Origin of the sequence: Streptomyces sp. NPDC048479 (genome assembly GCF_040651435.1) — a bacterium.
Lineage (GTDB): Bacteria > Actinomycetota > Actinomycetes > Streptomycetales > Streptomycetaceae > Streptomyces.
The window spans coordinates 199,327-213,175 of sequence record NZ_JBEZKA010000012.1; the positions used below are offsets into that span (position 1 = coordinate 199,327).

Annotated in this window: 14 protein-coding genes and 1 tRNA gene; 6 read left to right on the top strand and 9 right to left on the bottom strand. The window is 68.3% G+C overall.

Going from position 1 to position 13,849, the window contains the following annotated elements; translation table 11 throughout:
- The first annotated feature begins 21 nt into the window (after positions 1-21).
- The 4 genes from AB0D12_RS20665 (at position 22) to AB0D12_RS20680 (ending at position 5,315) form a co-directional block, all read left to right on the top strand.
- Positions 22-3,099, top strand: a complete 3,078-nt coding sequence (locus AB0D12_RS20665; RefSeq protein WP_362684559.1) for an FG-GAP-like repeat-containing protein — start codon at positions 22-24, stop codon at positions 3,097-3,099.
- Between the two features lie 63 nt (positions 3,100-3,162).
- Positions 3,163-3,516, top strand: a complete 354-nt coding sequence (locus AB0D12_RS20670) for a hypothetical protein (RefSeq protein ID WP_362684561.1) — start codon at positions 3,163-3,165, stop codon at positions 3,514-3,516.
- Between the two features lie 48 nt (positions 3,517-3,564).
- Positions 3,565-5,154, top strand: coding sequence for an amino acid permease (locus AB0D12_RS20675; RefSeq protein WP_362684564.1), 1,590 nt, complete (start codon positions 3,565-3,567; stop codon positions 5,152-5,154).
- Positions 5,155-5,242: 88 nt separating this feature from the next.
- A tRNA-Lys gene (locus tag AB0D12_RS20680) sits at positions 5,243-5,315 on the top strand.
- A 159-nt stretch (positions 5,316-5,474) separates the two neighbouring features.
- Here AB0D12_RS20680 and AB0D12_RS20685 read toward each other — a convergent pair.
- Genes AB0D12_RS20685 through AB0D12_RS20695 form a run of 3 tightly spaced genes read right to left on the bottom strand, consistent with a single transcriptional unit; the run spans position 5,475 to position 6,608 of the window.
- Positions 5,475-5,600 carry a hypothetical protein gene (locus AB0D12_RS20685; protein ID WP_362684567.1) on the bottom strand — a complete coding sequence of 42 codons (126 nt, stop codon included), beginning with the start codon at positions 5,598-5,600 and terminating at the stop codon, positions 5,475-5,477.
- Between the two features lie 16 nt (positions 5,601-5,616).
- On the bottom strand, positions 5,617-6,129 hold the full coding sequence (locus tag AB0D12_RS20690) for a hypothetical protein (protein ID WP_362684570.1): 513 nt from the start codon (positions 6,127-6,129) through the stop codon (positions 5,617-5,619).
- A gap of 11 nt (positions 6,130-6,140) precedes the next feature.
- Complete coding sequence (locus AB0D12_RS20695; protein WP_362684573.1) at positions 6,141-6,608, bottom strand: recombinase family protein; 468 nt, start codon at positions 6,606-6,608, stop codon at positions 6,141-6,143.
- Positions 6,609-6,739: 131 nt separating this feature from the next.
- Between AB0D12_RS20695 and AB0D12_RS20700 the strand changes: the two genes are divergently transcribed.
- Positions 6,740-7,855 (top strand): helix-turn-helix transcriptional regulator, encoded by a 1,116-nt coding sequence (locus AB0D12_RS20700; RefSeq protein ID WP_362684576.1) that lies wholly within the window; start codon positions 6,740-6,742, stop codon positions 7,853-7,855.
- Positions 7,856-7,868: 13 nt separating this feature from the next.
- Entirely contained in the window at positions 7,869-8,450 is a 582-nt protein-coding gene (locus tag AB0D12_RS20705; protein ID WP_362684579.1) for an HD domain-containing protein, read from the top strand.
- Positions 8,451-8,526: 76 nt separating this feature from the next.
- Here AB0D12_RS20705 and AB0D12_RS20710 read toward each other — a convergent pair whose 3' ends face one another.
- From AB0D12_RS20710 to AB0D12_RS20735, 6 genes are all read right to left on the bottom strand, one after another.
- Positions 8,527-8,712: a hypothetical protein gene (locus tag AB0D12_RS20710; protein WP_362684582.1), complete on the bottom strand. Its 186-nt coding sequence runs from the start codon at positions 8,710-8,712 to the stop codon at positions 8,527-8,529.
- 196 nt (positions 8,713-8,908) lie between these two features.
- Positions 8,909-9,340 (bottom strand): hypothetical protein, encoded by a 432-nt coding sequence (locus tag AB0D12_RS20715; protein WP_362684585.1) that lies wholly within the window; start codon positions 9,338-9,340, stop codon positions 8,909-8,911.
- A 166-nt stretch (positions 9,341-9,506) separates the two neighbouring features.
- Positions 9,507-9,917, bottom strand: a complete 411-nt coding sequence (locus AB0D12_RS20720; protein WP_362684587.1) for an SHOCT domain-containing protein — start codon at positions 9,915-9,917, stop codon at positions 9,507-9,509.
- A gap of 166 nt (positions 9,918-10,083) precedes the next feature.
- Positions 10,084-11,490, bottom strand: coding sequence for a DUF2252 domain-containing protein (locus AB0D12_RS20725; RefSeq protein WP_362684590.1), 1,407 nt, complete (start codon positions 11,488-11,490; stop codon positions 10,084-10,086).
- A 30-nt stretch (positions 11,491-11,520) separates the two neighbouring features.
- Positions 11,521-11,718 (bottom strand): hypothetical protein, encoded by a 198-nt coding sequence (locus AB0D12_RS20730; protein ID WP_327328388.1) that lies wholly within the window; start codon positions 11,716-11,718, stop codon positions 11,521-11,523.
- A 136-nt stretch (positions 11,719-11,854) separates the two neighbouring features.
- Complete coding sequence (locus AB0D12_RS20735) at positions 11,855-13,564, bottom strand: LuxR C-terminal-related transcriptional regulator (RefSeq protein ID WP_362684593.1); 1,710 nt, start codon at positions 13,562-13,564, stop codon at positions 11,855-11,857.
- Positions 13,565-13,849: the final 285 nt, after the last annotated feature.

The window sequence follows — 13,849 nt, forward strand, 5'->3', positions numbered from 1 at the left end:
TCACGATCAGAAGGACTCTCGATGAGAATGCGCCGTTCCAGCGGGCGAGCCGCGGCCACCGCCGTTGTCCTCGCCTTGGGCGGAACTCCGGTCCTGGCCATCGGCCCGGTCGCGGCAGCCGCCGAAGTGCCGGTCGCGGAAGAGACAGTGATCCCGGCCGACGCCCGTTTCGCGCCACGCGCCGAGACGCTGACGCAAGCCGGAACGAACGGCTATATGCACGGGCAGGAGGGCACGAACGGCTCCGTGTGGACCGACTACGCCTCCGGGGAGACGGAGCCGATCGCCCCCCTGAGCAGCTACGGCTTTTCCCATTCGGGCCTGCGCCTCATGTTCAGCCCCAACCTGGTGTCCGAGCCGCGTACGGCGACCATCCGTGATCTGTCCACCAAGTCCGTGAAGCAGGTGGAAATCCCCGCAGGTGCCATCTCTGTCGGATACAACGCGGATTCGGTCGCCGTCCTCCTGCTCAGGGACGGTGTCGTCACCGGTATAAGCATCCTGCGGTCGGTCGACGGTACGACCGAGGAGCGGCCGGTCGACGGGGTCCCGTCCGGCATGACGATGGGCGGTTCGTACGGCCAGCTGGACACCAGGGGTACTGTCGTCGATCTGCGGGCGAGCGGTAAGACGCATCGCTACGTACTCGACTACCCGTCCGCCACGCTGCGCGAGCTCGCCCCGGAGATGTCGGGCCGCGCCCTCTACCTCGGTGAGAAGTATGTGCTGGGGGTCTCGGCCGGAGGTTCGGTGCCCCTGCTCACCGTTTCGCGCGACAACGTGTCGGCGACGCCCGTGGAGACCGCGCTGCCCGCCCCGGCCGCGGGGGAGTACACGACCGGGACGTTCCGCACGGTCGGGGACCACATCGTCTTCCGGCGGTACATCGAGACGTACCGGGCCAAGGGCCTGCCGGGGTACAAGCTTCAGACGATTCCGGTGGGCGGCGGCGCGGTCCAGGACCTGCTGCCGTACGCAGCCGACCAACTGGCGGTCGCGCCCGACGGAAGCGCCATCGCCGTAGGCGGCACCAAGGCCAGTGACTGGGCGTTGCGCCGGATCGCCGTCGGCGAGAACGGCAGCCTCGCGGTCACCAGGCTGCGGGATGTGCCACCCATGCCGGCACCGGTCCAAGCACTCACGCTCGGCGGTGGCAGGCTCAGCTATGTCAGCCGAACTGATGCGCATACGTTCACGAGCCTGTACGAGCGTGATGTGGAGGTCAACGGGACGCCCACGGCAGGCGAGCGCCGGATCCGGGGCTATGCCGACGAATCGCAGTCGGGGGTGCAGTCCCTGGGTAACGGGTATACGGCCATCGCCAGCGGATGGGACGTGTCTGCGCCGCTCTCCATCAACACCGCCAAAGGGTTGCGGCTCGGCGAACTGGCGAGCCTCGTGGACGCGAACGGCCGCTACACGGTGATCAACGGGCCGGACGGGACCAGCCAGAAGCAGTACATCGGCGACTTCGAGCAGTACAGCTCGGACAATGTTGTGCTCACGCGCGCCGCCACAGCCGCGTCCGTGTGGGGCACGACGCTCTGGAAGCCGGGCACGGCCACGGGGACCGTCAGCTGGTACGACCTCAAGTCGAAGAAGAGCTCCGCGGATCTGGCCATCGGCTCGGGATGCGTGCCCAATGAGCTTCAGGCGGTGGGGCGTTGGCTCTACTGGTCCTGCGGCCCGGCCGGCAAGGCCGGAGTGTGGGACCAGAAGACCCGCAAGAGCAGCGTCGTTCCGTCGGGCGAGGCACTGCTCGGGGATGGTTTCGTGGTCCGTAAGGACATCGCCGCGGGCAAGCTGATGCTGACCGACTTCCATGCCGGCGGTGGTACGGCCGCGACGACGACCGAGTTCGCCGATGTGCCCGCGGGGGGAATCCAGTCCGGGCGGCGGCTCAACTGGACCGTCGACAAGTTCGGTGGCCACGTCGCGTACGTCGATGCCCAGCAGCGCGTGCACATCAAGGCGGTGACCGTGCCCCGCTCCCCGATCGGTGTCGCCGAGTCGCAGTCCGCGACCGGCATCAACTTCTCGGTGAACGGGGAGGGCCGCCGCAACACCTGGAAGGGCAGCTGGCTGCTGACCCGCCCTGCCGTCCGCTGGAGCCTCGCTTTCAAGGACTCTTCGGGCCGCGTCGCGAAGACGATCACCAGCACGGACCGGGAGGGGGCACAGATAGCCGTCACCTGGGACGGCACGGGTGACGACGGAAAGATGATCTACAGCGGCAGGTACACCTGGACGCTGAGCGCCGACCCCGGGGACGGAACCGGGACCCGAACGGTAGGAAGTGGGGCCGTGGCTGTCTACGGAGCCGCCACACCCTTCCGGGACTACGACAGCGACGGAGCACCCGAACTGCTCACAACGCGCGGCGGTGCGCTCACCAGCCACCAGGGGCTCTACGCCGGGAACTACACCGGCGCCTCCCTCCGCTCCACGAGCGGCTGGACCGAGAGCAACCTCTTCGTTCCCTTCGGCGACATGGACGGCGACCGCTGCAACGACCTGCTCGTACGCACCACCGCCGGAGACCTCTACCGCTACGGAGTCCAGTGCGAGGGCGTCCCCAGCACCTCGAGCCCCAAGGCCAGGATCGGCGCCGGGTTCGGCCAGTTCGACACCATGGCCAGCCCTGGCGATCTGACGGGTGACGGCCGGGTCGATCTGGTCGCCCGCCAGCGCTCCACCGGCGATCTGTTTCTTTACGCCGACAATGGCGCGGGCGGCCTGAGCGCACCCGTGAAGATCGGCGCCAAGTGGACCGGCTACCGTGCGGTCATCGGTGCCGGAGACCTGAATGGCGACGGCATCGGGGATGTCCTCGCCGTAGACAAGGCCAACTCGCTGTGGCGCTACGACGGTTCCGCGACGGGCTCGCTCAAGCCACGGGCTCTGGTCTTCGGCAACAACTGGGCCGTCGGCCGCAATGCGTTCGTCGGTGTCGGTGACCTCACCGGTGACGGCAGGAACGACCTGGTTTCCCGCAACGCTGTCGGTGATCTGCTGCGCAATCCCGGTAACGGCAAGGGTTCGTTCGGGTCGACAGTGAAGATCGGGGCCGGCTGGCAGCGCTATACAAGGCTCTTCTAGCAGGGCGGGCCCAGGGTTCTCACGACCCGCTCGATCAGCGCAGTCACGATCTGGGGCTCGACGATGTGGACGCCCGGCAGCAGGCAGGGCAGCATCAGGTGGTACGACCTGGCGACGAGGACCGACGCTCCGTACGCCTCGGACACCGGTCTGAGCTGCTCGCCGGACGAGCTGCAGAAGGTCGGACGGTGGGTCTACTGGCGGTGCGACGACGCCAAGAAGTCCTGGATCTGGGACTCCGACGCCAACTTCCCCCGGTTCACCTCCGTGCCGTACTCGAAGTCCGCGAAGCTCGGCGACGGCTTCGTGGTCCAGCAGGACGACGCGGCCGGGACGCTGACGATGACCGACTTCCACACGTTCGGGGCGACGGAGACGATCGGAACGGGCTGGCAGAACTACCGGGCGCTGTTTTAGGCCACGACCGGCGCATGTGGTGCCCCCGGCAAGGGAATTGCTGGGGGCATGACAGATGACGCCAGTACGGGGAAGCCCCCGCCAGTCGGCTCGGCGCCCGCGCCCGTCGCCGCGCCCGAATCCGTATCCACCACCCCCACCCCACCCTCCGCAGGGTCCGACGAGGAGCGCCTGGCCCAGCTCGGCTACACCCAGGTTCTCGCCCGCCGGATGTCGGCGTTCTCCAACTACGCCGTCTCCTTCACCATCATCTCGGTCCTCTCCGGCTGTCTCACCCTCTACCTCTTCGGCATGAACACCGGCGGCCCGGCCGTGATCACCTGGGGCTGGGTCGCCGTCGGCCTGATGACCCTGTTCGTCGGCCTGGCGATGGCCGAGATCTGCTCGGCGTACCCGACCTCCGCGGGCCTGTACTTCTGGGCCCACCGGCTGGCACCTCCGCGCACCGCGGCCGCCTGGGCCTGGTTCACGGGCTGGTTCAACGTCCTCGGCCAGGTCGCCGTCACAGCGGGTATCGACTTCGGCGCCGCGTCCTTCCTGGGCGCGTACCTCAATCTCCAGTTCGGCTTCGAGGTCACGCCGGGCCGCACGATCCTGCTGTTCGCCGCGATCCTGGCGCTGCACGGCCTCCTCAACACCTTCGGCGTACGCATAGTCGCGATCCTCAACAACGTCAGCGTCTGGTGGCATGTGCTGGGCGTCGCGCTGATCGTCGGCGCGCTCACCCTCGTACCCGACTCCCACCAGTCGGCGTCGTTCGTGTTCACGAAGTTCGTGAACAACACCGGCTGGAGCAGCAGCCTGTATGTCGTCCTCATCGGACTGCTGATGGCCCAGTACACCTTCACCGGCTACGACGCCTCGGCCCATATGACCGAGGAGACCCACGACGCCGCGACCGCCGGCCCGCGCGGCATCGTCCAGTCCATCTGGACCTCGTGGATCGCGGGCTTCGTCCTGCTGCTCGGCTTCACCTTCGCCATCCAGTCGTACGAAGGAGCCCTGACCTCTCCGACGGGAGCGCCGCCGGCCCAGATCCTGCTGGACGCTCTCGGTGCGACCGGAGGGAAGCTGCTGCTCCTGGTCGTCATCGGCGCCCAGCTCTTCTGCGGTATGGCGTCGGTCACTGCGAACAGCCGCATGATCTACGCCTTCTCCAGGGACGGCGCCCTGCCGTTCTCGAACGTCTGGCACACGGTCAGCCCCCGGACCCGTACGCCCGTCGCCGCGGTCTGGCTCGCGACCGTCGGTGCGTTGGCCCTCGGTCTGCCGTATCTGATCAATGTCACCGCCTACGCGGCTGTGACGTCGATCGCGGTCATCGGCCTCTACATCGCGTACGTCATCCCCACCCTGCTGCGGCTGTTCCGCGGCGACGGCTTCGAACGCGGCCCCTGGCACCTGGGCCGCTGGTCCCGCCCGATCGGCATCGTGGCGGTGACCTGGGTCGCGGTGATCACCGTGCTCTTCATGCTTCCGCAGGTCTCCCCGGTCACCTCGGAGACGTTCAACTACGCCCCGGTGGCGGTCCTGGTCGTCCTGGGCTTCGCCGCGGCGTGGTGGCTGGCCTCGGCCCGCCACTGGTTCCTGAACCGCAACCACCCCCGGACGATCGCCCGCGAGACGTCACGTCGGTGACCTGCGGCGGGGTCTCGACGGGGCCGGTGATCCGATACCCGATCGGCTCACCGGTCCTGTCCGGCTATGCTCGGGGATGCAATGCCGAGGGCCGTTAGCTCAATTGGCAGAGCAGCGGACTTTTAATCCGTTGGTTGTGGGTTCGAGTCCCACACGGCCTACCGCTAAGCCCCAGGTCAGAGCACATCTGATCTGGGGCTGGCTGCGTTTCGGGGGCCTTGAAGATCGATAGCTCGGGCGAAGCGCTAACGATCAAGACATGGAAGAGCCCCGGCCGTCCGCCGCGGGGGAAGCGGACGGTCGGGGCCGCTGAACGAGCGTCAGGCCTTGGACGGGGCGACGAATCCCCTCACGGGCCGGGGCTCCGGGTCGCGGGACTCGGGAGTCCGGGCGCGCTTCCACGCTGCGACCAGCTCCGCGTACCGCGGGTCAATCCACTCGGTCATGAGCCACCTCCTGCGCTCAGACTACGGGCGGCTGGGGGGTCGGCATGGGCCGGATCGTGCACTCCGGTGCGTGCTGGCACTGCGCCGCCACCGACACGAGCGTCTCGTCCGACGGCGCGCTCCACAGCTCCGGGTCCGCCACGTATCCCATCTTGGCGATCATCTCTCGTGTGCGGTCGAGGATCGCCGGGTCGTAGTGCGTCGGGTCATAGCCCGGGTAGTGGTGCACGAAGCTGCCGAGCTCGTCGCACAGCTCCGCGTACATCGCCGTGTGCAGGATCAGCGCATGCCATCCCTCGTCGACGATGCGGGACGGGGCGAGCCCGACCGCGGAGTACCGGGAGCAGGCGACCACGAACTTGAGGGCCTCCTCGATGATGCGGCCGGCCATCTCCTCGGCCATGTCCGGGTTGGCGTCCATCACGGTCTTGCGACAGCTGGTGAACTGCTTGTCCGTGATCAGGCAGCGGGCCAATGCAGGGATGGGGTTGCCGGGCGGGTCCGGGTACGGGGACGGAGGTACGCTCACGTTGATCTCCTCTACTGGATGGGGATCGCTCCGCCCCGGCCGGGGTTTCCTGGCCGGATGCATCGGCCGGGGCGGGCGTTTAGTGGGGTGTGCAGAGCCGACCGCTGCTTCTCGGCAGGCGCGTCGCTCTCGCCCTCGGCTGTCACGCAGTGCCCGCCGGCCTGCACGACGCGGTGTCGCATGACCGAGCTCTGCGAGGCGTCCCGGGTGAGCCGGTCCCAGCCGTCGACGAGGCACACGACGCCCCGGGGGTCTCTGTCCATGGCCACGCACAGCGCGTCGAACTGCGGCCTGTAATGACTCAGGGCGTGGTCGCCAAGGTCGAGCCAGATTCCCGCGACGTCCCATCCCCGCGACTCGGCGTAGGCGCGGCAGCGGTCGAGACGGATGTCGAGAATGACGGTCGAGGCGGTGGCGTGACGGTCGTAGATGAAGGCGCGCGGCGTCTCCACTGACGGGGTGGGCTCTTCGATCTCCACGACGACGGCCTTCCTACTACGCTGAGTTGCCCGGTCATCACTGCTGTTACGACAGTAGAAAGCGCAGATCACCGCTTGAAGTGACCGCAGGTACGGGTAACCGGCCGCTCTGTACGGGCAAGGGGGACGCCATGGACAATCACCCGCGATCCACCCCGACCACGGGTCAGGGAACCGCTCAGCGTGGCCGCGGCGGCATAGTCTCCGGGTACGTCTTCCGGCTCATCCGCGAGCAGTTGGGCCACACGCAGGACACTCTCGCCGAACACTTCCGCGCCTCGCCCGACACCATCGCGGGGTGGGAGTCCGGCCGTCGGCCGCTCACCGCCGTGCCCGTTGGCCAGATGCTCGTACACCGCCAACGGCTCCTGCAGTTAGGCACCAGCCCCGCGCTGCTCTTAGCCCTCGAACCGGCTATGGAAGCCGACGTATTGCTGGCCAGCGCCCTGGACGACAGCCCGGCCGCCGACGACAACCCGATCGGTGCATGGGTCATGCAGCGCGATTTGGTCGAGGTTCTCTCCTGGCCTCTCAACGGCGTCGCACCCACTCCGCTTCGGGACCTCCCCGCCCCGCCTCGACCGCGCCGCGGCCCCGTCCCGGAAGGGCCGGAGCTATCGGCCGACGATCGCAGAAGCTTCTTCGCCCGCATGCGGCGCACCGCCGAACAGGCCCGCGGAGCTGAACACTTCCTCCTCCGCCGCCAGGCGCTCTATCTGGCCGGCTACGACGAAGGCGCGGACACCTCCGAATGGCTGGCCCACCAGCAGCGCACGGAGCGTCCCGACGACTGGCTGACGCACTGGCTCAACGCCCGCTCGGTCGCTGCCGTCGCTGCCCGCCAGGGCGACCGCGACAGGATGGGGCACTTCATCACCACGACCTTCGCCGACGACGACGCGGGCGAGGCCGCCAACCTCAACTACTGGGCGTACTGGATCGGCGAAGCTCCGCACATCCAACTGTCCGACGACTTCATCGCCGCGCCCGCCGCGGGCCCTTGGCAAGGCGACAGGCTGATGCACCACCTGGTACGCGGCCTCACGCCACACCACGGATTTTTCGACCTCAACGTGCACACCCTGTGGACGCTCCTCGCCGCCCGCCCCAACCTCCTGCGCCCGTCTCCCACAGGCCGCGCCCTGCGCGAGCGGCTTCCCGTGATGTTGGATAGCCCAGAGCTGTCGACGCGTGCGCGCCGGGAGCTCGAGGGCATCCGGTACGCAATCCGCCTCGCCGAGGCGTGAGAGGAGACGGACGGTGGCTGACGACCTGTCCGCGGTCGCGCACTTCCTGTACGAGGCGGGCACGCTTAAGCACGCGAGGCGCACGGGATGGTGGATGGCCGGGGTCCGCGACCCGGAGAGCGTTGCCGAGCACTCGTGGCGCACGTCGCTGATCGCGTCGATCATCGCGAAGCTCGAGGGCGCCGACCCCGCGCGGGCCGCGTTCCTCGCGGTGTGGCATGACTCGCAGGAGACCCGCACCGGTGACGTGAACTACCTCGGCAAGAAGTACTCCTCCGAGGCCGATCCGGAGGACGTGACGGCCGACCAGACGGCTGGCATGCCCGAGGTGCTGGCCTCGACCGTGCGGGACCTGGTCGCGGAGTATGAGGCTAAGGAGACACCGGAAGCGATCTGCGCCCGGGACGCGGACAAGCTGGAGTGCATGCTGCAGGGCATCGAGTACAGGGCGCAGGGCTACGAGAACGCGCAGCGGTGGATCGACAACAGCCGTGGCCGTCTCGTGACGGAGACTGGGCAGCGCCTCGCGGACGAGCTCCTCTCGCACGGGTCGCTGGATTGGCTGCACGCCGCCCTGGGGGAGAAGCCGGCCTGACCCTTGACGCAGAAAGACGCCCCCTCCCACCGGAGGGGGCGCAGTGCGTTACGGGTGGGGCGCCCTGCGGCAGGCCCTACTTGCCGGGTTTCACCACGCCGACCCACTTCAACGTCTTGCGGGTGTTCTCCCGCTCGATCACGACCGGCTGCGTTGGCGGCGCTCCCGCCTCCAGAGCTGCTTTGACGAAGGCCTCGAGCTCGCCGAGCGTTACGTCGCCATTGGATTTTTCGGACGTGAAGGATATCCAGAGTGGTGGCATGAACTCATGATCCTGGTCGGTGAGTTGTGTGTCACCAGTGCCTCTGTCAGTGGCTGGCGGCGGGTACCAACCGCCCGCAGCCGGAGCAGCGCACGAGGTCCGCGCCTTCCCAGGAGCGGACCTCGTCGGCCTTGCGGTACACGACCGGTATGCGGCCCGACCACCGGCACCCCCGCACGTGCCGCCGGACGCGCCGTCACCCCGTCATTTCGTCCTGCCGCACGACGCACAGCGCCCAGATGATGAACGCGTACAGCGCGATCGCGATGACCGACCAGAACGGGTAGTACGGCAGGGACAGGAAGTTGGTGATGATGAGCAGTGCCGCGATTGCGATGCCGACGATCCGCGCCCAGAGCGGGGCCTTGAACAGGCTGACGCCCACGAGGATGGCCACGACTCCGAGGATCAGATGGAGCCAGCCCCACCCGGTCAGATCGAACCTGAAGACATAGCGCGGTGTGGAGACGAAGATGTCGTCGTTGGCGATGGCCATGATGCCTCGGAAGACGTCGAGGATACCGCCGATGATCAGCATTACTGCGGCGAACACCACGAGCCCGCCGGCAGCCGCCAGGGATGCGTCGGAGCGATCGTGGGTCGACCGTGGATGAGTTGTCTGCGACATGGTGTTTCCTCTACTCCCTGTTGTTCTCCGTTCCCGCACCTGCCGGTGCGGCGGCTTCGGATTTCGGCGGGTCGGCCGTTTCGCGTCCGACCCGGTTCTTCACCACCTCCGCTGCCGGCAGGCAGACCTGCCGGGAACCCCACGACACCGAGAGCGGTGCGCGGGTTCAGTGCAGGAGCTTTTCCTTGGCCCGCTCGAACTCCGCCTCGGAAATGTCGCCCTTGGCCTTGAGCTCGGACAGTTTGGCCAGCTGGTCCACCCCGCCGCCGGCACCGCCGGCTGTTTCACGGATGTAGGAGTCCATGGCGGATCGCTGAGCCTGTGCATGTTCGAGTTCGCGCTTGCCCATGTCCTTGCCGCGGGCGATCACGTACACCAGGACACCCAGGAAGGGGATGATGAGGACGAAGATCAGCCATCCCGTCTTCGCCCATCCACTCATCTCGTGGTCACGGAAGATGTCGATGATGATCCGGAAGAGCAGCATCAGCCACATGACCCAGAGGAAGATCCACATCACGGTCCAGAAGGCGCCCAGCACGGGATAGTCGTACGCCAGGACCAGATCTCCATCCATAGCTCTCCTCCTGCCACTCACAGTCGGACTCCAGGTCCGCTCCCTTTCAGCCTCCTCGTTTCCCGGCGCGAGCCCTCACCCGTCACGGGTGAATCGTGTGTGATCGGCCGCCATCCGGTCGCCCATCCGGTCGCTCACCGGGTCGCTCACCGGTCGCCATCCGGGGTCAGACAGTCTCAGCAGTGATCCGTCCAGCGCGCGCGGCGTCGATGAGGGCCTGGTGGTCGCGCTCGTTCTGGTCGGCGTAGAGCTCGGCGAACTCCGCGAGCGCCCGGTCGAAGCTGTCGTTGCTGCCGAGGTAGGCGGCAATGGCGATCCGGTCGCCGGAGCGGGCGTGGGCGCGGGCCAGTGTGGTGCCGCACAGGCTGCCGAAGTATTCGAGCTGGTCCGGGGGCATGAGGTGCGGTAGTGCGATGCCCTTCCAGTCGCGCAGCTGGCGGACGTAGAAGTCGCGCTGAAGGCTGTCGATGCCCGTGACCCGATCCCAGCCGAGGAAGATGTCACCGGCCGCCTGCATGAGCCGCTGCCCGGATACGACACGCTGCCCCTGGTTCTCGTACTCGCCGGCGCCGGCGTACGGGGCGAGCACGGACTGGTCGGCTTCCTTGGCCTGCAGCAGCAGCGGGTCCTTGTCGTCCGTGCCGAGCAGGAGCAGCACCCAGCAGCGGGTGCCCACGCTGCCGACACCGACCACTTTGCGGGCGATGTCGACCAGCCGGAACTGTTCCAGCAGGTGACGCCGGTCGGACGGGAGGCTGCGGCTGTATCCCTTGATGAGCAGACGGATCTGCTGCTCGAGCTCGTGGCGTGCGACGTGGGGGAGCAGGTCGCTCAGCGGGACGATCAACGGCGGGTCGGCCGCGATCCGCCGTGCGCCGTCGACGACCTTCGTGAGTTTCCTGTACGCCTGCAGGGTGTCGCGGGTGCGTGCGGTGGACAGCGCGTGGGACACCTTGTCGCGGGCGCCCTTGCCCAGCCGCTCCGGCAGGAGTTCATGGAGCTGGTCGGCGTCGGCCTGGGTGTACCAGACATCGAGGTTGGTCATCCCGGCGAAGCTGCGCATGGCGTCCCGGTACGCCCCGACGGTGCCCTGTACGACGGCTCTGCGCTGTTTCCGCGAGAAACCGTTCTCGCGACCGGCGATCACAAGGCTCGCCGCAAGCCGTTTGACGTCCCACTCCCACGGGCCGGGCAGGGTTTCGTCGAAGTCGTTGATGTCGAAGACAAGATGCCGTTCGGCGGAGGCGAGCAGCCGGAAGTTCAGCAGATGGGCGTCTCCGCAGAGCTGCGCGACGATCCCGGTGTGGGGCGCGGCGCCCAGGTCGGAGGCCATGATCGCGGCCGCGCCCCGGTAGAACCGGAAGGGTGATTCCAGCATCCGGCCGTACCGGATGGGAACGAGCTCCGGCACGCGAGCGGCGGACTGGCGTTCGATGATCTCGACCGGGTCGGTCCGGTTCGCCGGCGGTGCGAACAGGGCATGGCCGGTGCGTGGCATCCGGTCGCGGGCTGCCTTGCCGCGAGCGGCCCGCTCGTACGGGGTCAGATGTACGTCCGGGGTCGTCACTCTCATCGCGAGGCCTCCTTGCCTCTTCGGACCGGGTCAGTCCGGCAGCCGACGCATCTCGACCACGTGCAGGCCCAAGTCCTGGAAGCGCATGAGGAGCCCGTACAGATGCGCCTCGTCGGTGACGGGGCCGAAGAGGAGTGTCTGCTGTGGGGCGGGCACTTCCGCCAACTCGGGGAAGGCCTCTGCAACCGGCGTGGACAGGAGGCCGGTGACGCGGAACTCGTAACGCATGGCCCGCACTTCCCAATGATCCTGGATGCTCCTGGGGAATCGTCTCCTTGCATGGTGTCCGACGTGCGGCCGGTGCGGCATCACCCGGTTGAGGTGAGCCCGCAAGCTGAGCAGGCACGCCGAGCCCACGCCGCCGTCAGAGCAGGTGGAGCTCCCTCGCACGGCGGACCGCGTCGCTGCGCCGGGAAACGGAAAGCTTGCGGTAGATGCTCCTCAGATGTGTCTTCACCGTATTGACGGACACATACAGCTCCGCGGCGATCTCCTCGGTCGACATCATCTCCGCGGCAAGCCGCAGTACGTCGCATTCGCGGTCGCTGAGCGACTCGACGACAATCGCCTGCGCCGGCCCGCCGTCCAGGGCCGCAGTGCCGTTCAGGGTCGCCGTGCAGTCCAAGGCCGGGGTGCCGTCGGCGGATGCCGTGCGCTCGATGCGCCAAGGGTGGCCACTGGTGAGTTCGGGCCGCTGCTCGAGCAGGTGGCGCAGCCAGGGGGCGGCTCCCGGGAGGTCGGCGGGCATGCCGGCGAAGAGCCGCTCCAGCCGGTGGTTGTCCGGGCCGGTGAGCCCGCCGCCGAGGGCCAGGTGATCGACGATCAGGGCGGCGGCGCACTCCCAGTCCTCTGCCGCGGCCGCGTGTTCCATGGCTTCGGAGACCAGGCCGGCATCGGCGAACCAGCGGGCCGCGAGGCGATGCAGCTGCGGTTCGAGGCCGGGCTGGTGGCTGCGCAGATGTGCGTGGAGAACCTCCGTGAACAGCGGATGGAAGCGGCACCAGGGCGTGTCACCGATCGGTTCGACGAAGGTGTTGGCGCGGGTGAGCCCGGCCAGGATCCCCTCGGCGTCCTCGCGTCCGGTCAGCAGGTTCGCCAGCTGTGGGTGCACCCGGTTCAGGATGCTCGTACGCACCAGCAGGTCCTGGGTGGCGGCGGGCTGGGCCTCGACGACCTCGGCAAGCAGATAGTCGGCGACGGCACTCTGCGAAAGGGCGAACGACCGGGCGAAGCCGGTCGGATCGTCGCTCCGCTGCATGGCCAGGGCGCACAGCCGCAGTCCGGCGGCCCAGCCCTCGCTGCGCCGGGTGAGGGCGTCGACGGTCTCCGCCGACGAAACCAGGCCGTGCCGCCGCAGCAGCGTCGCGGTCTCGTGCCGGGTGAACGCCAGGTCGGCGCCGCGGATCTCGCAGATGCTGTCCTCGGCGCGGTAGCGGTGCAGAGGGAGCAGCGGGTCGACCCGGCTGATCAGCACCAGGCGCAGCTGCGGTCCCGCGTGATTCAGGATGAAGTCCAGGCCCGAAGCCACCTCGCGGTCGGGCACCTGGTCGAGGCCGTCGAGTACGAGAACCACCGGCTGATCCAGCCGCGCCAGCGCGGAAGCCAGCCGGACCAGCAGGGAACGGTCGACGTTGTCGGCGCGCGTGGGGGAGCCGACAGTGTCGGGCAGCGTCACGTGGTGGTGACGGAAGGCTTCGAGGACGTACGTCCAGAACACGCCGGGCGCGCCGTCGTCGTCCTCGAGGGTCAGCCACACGACCGCCGGGTGCGGTGCCGTCGCCCCGACCGCCCACGAGGCGGCGAGCATGGTCTTACCGGCGCCGGCCGGGCCCGTGATCAGGGTCAGCGGTCCCGCCGTTCCGTCCGTGAGGCGGTCCAGCAGGCGCTTGCGACGTACGAACGTCCCTGGAACGGACGGCACGGAGAACTTCGCGGCCAGCAGCGGGTCACCGGTCGGAGCCAGTTGCAGCTGCGACTCCGTGATGCCGATTCCGGACGTGTGGACTGACGGTGTCCGGGCGGTACGGGGGGCTCCGCCGCCGTCCAGCGCTGCGGAGGTTGTGCTCCGGGGCATGCGACCACCATCTGGCTGTCGGCTGCCTTGTCCTGCCAACCGTACGTATCGTGCGAACCGTAGGTAACGTGCCGACGGCACTTGGGCCGACACGTCAATCTTCACCGCGCATGTTCATGATCGCCAGGCAGGCGGCCCGGCGCCGATGAGCGGCAGCGCGTCGGGCGGTCGGCCGGCGGTGGGTTTCGCGCACTGGTGCTTCCGGCTGAGGCGGGTGAGTGGGCATCATCCGAAACGGGTGAAAAAGCCGCTTCCGGTGGTCCGGCGCTCACCCATGGAAGGCGA

What these genes read in the sequence shown, in the direction of transcription:
- AB0D12_RS20665 (WP_362684559.1), top strand. Translation starts at nt 22, where the DNA reads ATGAGAATGCGCCGTTCCAGCGGGCGAGCCGCGGCCACCGCCGTTGTC.
- AB0D12_RS20670 (WP_362684561.1), top strand. Translation starts at nt 3,163, where the DNA reads ATGTGGACGCCCGGCAGCAGGCAGGGCAGCATCAGGTGGTACGACCTG.
- AB0D12_RS20675 (WP_362684564.1), top strand. Translation starts at nt 3,565, where the DNA reads ATGACAGATGACGCCAGTACGGGGAAGCCCCCGCCAGTCGGCTCGGCG.
- AB0D12_RS20685 (WP_362684567.1), bottom strand. Translation starts at nt 5,600, where the DNA reads ATGACCGAGTGGATTGACCCGCGGTACGCGGAGCTGGTCGCAGCGTGG.
- AB0D12_RS20700 (WP_362684576.1), top strand. Translation starts at nt 6,740, where the DNA reads ATGGACAATCACCCGCGATCCACCCCGACCACGGGTCAGGGAACCGCT.
- AB0D12_RS20710 (WP_362684582.1), bottom strand. Translation starts at nt 8,712, where the DNA reads ATGCCACCACTCTGGATATCCTTCACGTCCGAAAAATCCAATGGCGAC.
- AB0D12_RS20715 (WP_362684585.1), bottom strand. Translation starts at nt 9,340, where the DNA reads ATGTCGCAGACAACTCATCCACGGTCGACCCACGATCGCTCCGACGCA.
- AB0D12_RS20720 (WP_362684587.1), bottom strand. Translation starts at nt 9,917, where the DNA reads ATGGATGGAGATCTGGTCCTGGCGTACGACTATCCCGTGCTGGGCGCC.
- AB0D12_RS20725 (WP_362684590.1), bottom strand. Translation starts at nt 11,490, where the DNA reads ATGAGAGTGACGACCCCGGACGTACATCTGACCCCGTACGAGCGGGCC.
- AB0D12_RS20730 (WP_327328388.1), bottom strand. Translation starts at nt 11,718, where the DNA reads ATGCGTTACGAGTTCCGCGTCACCGGCCTCCTGTCCACGCCGGTTGCA.
- AB0D12_RS20735 (WP_362684593.1), bottom strand. Translation starts at nt 13,564, where the DNA reads ATGCCCCGGAGCACAACCTCCGCAGCGCTGGACGGCGGCGGAGCCCCC.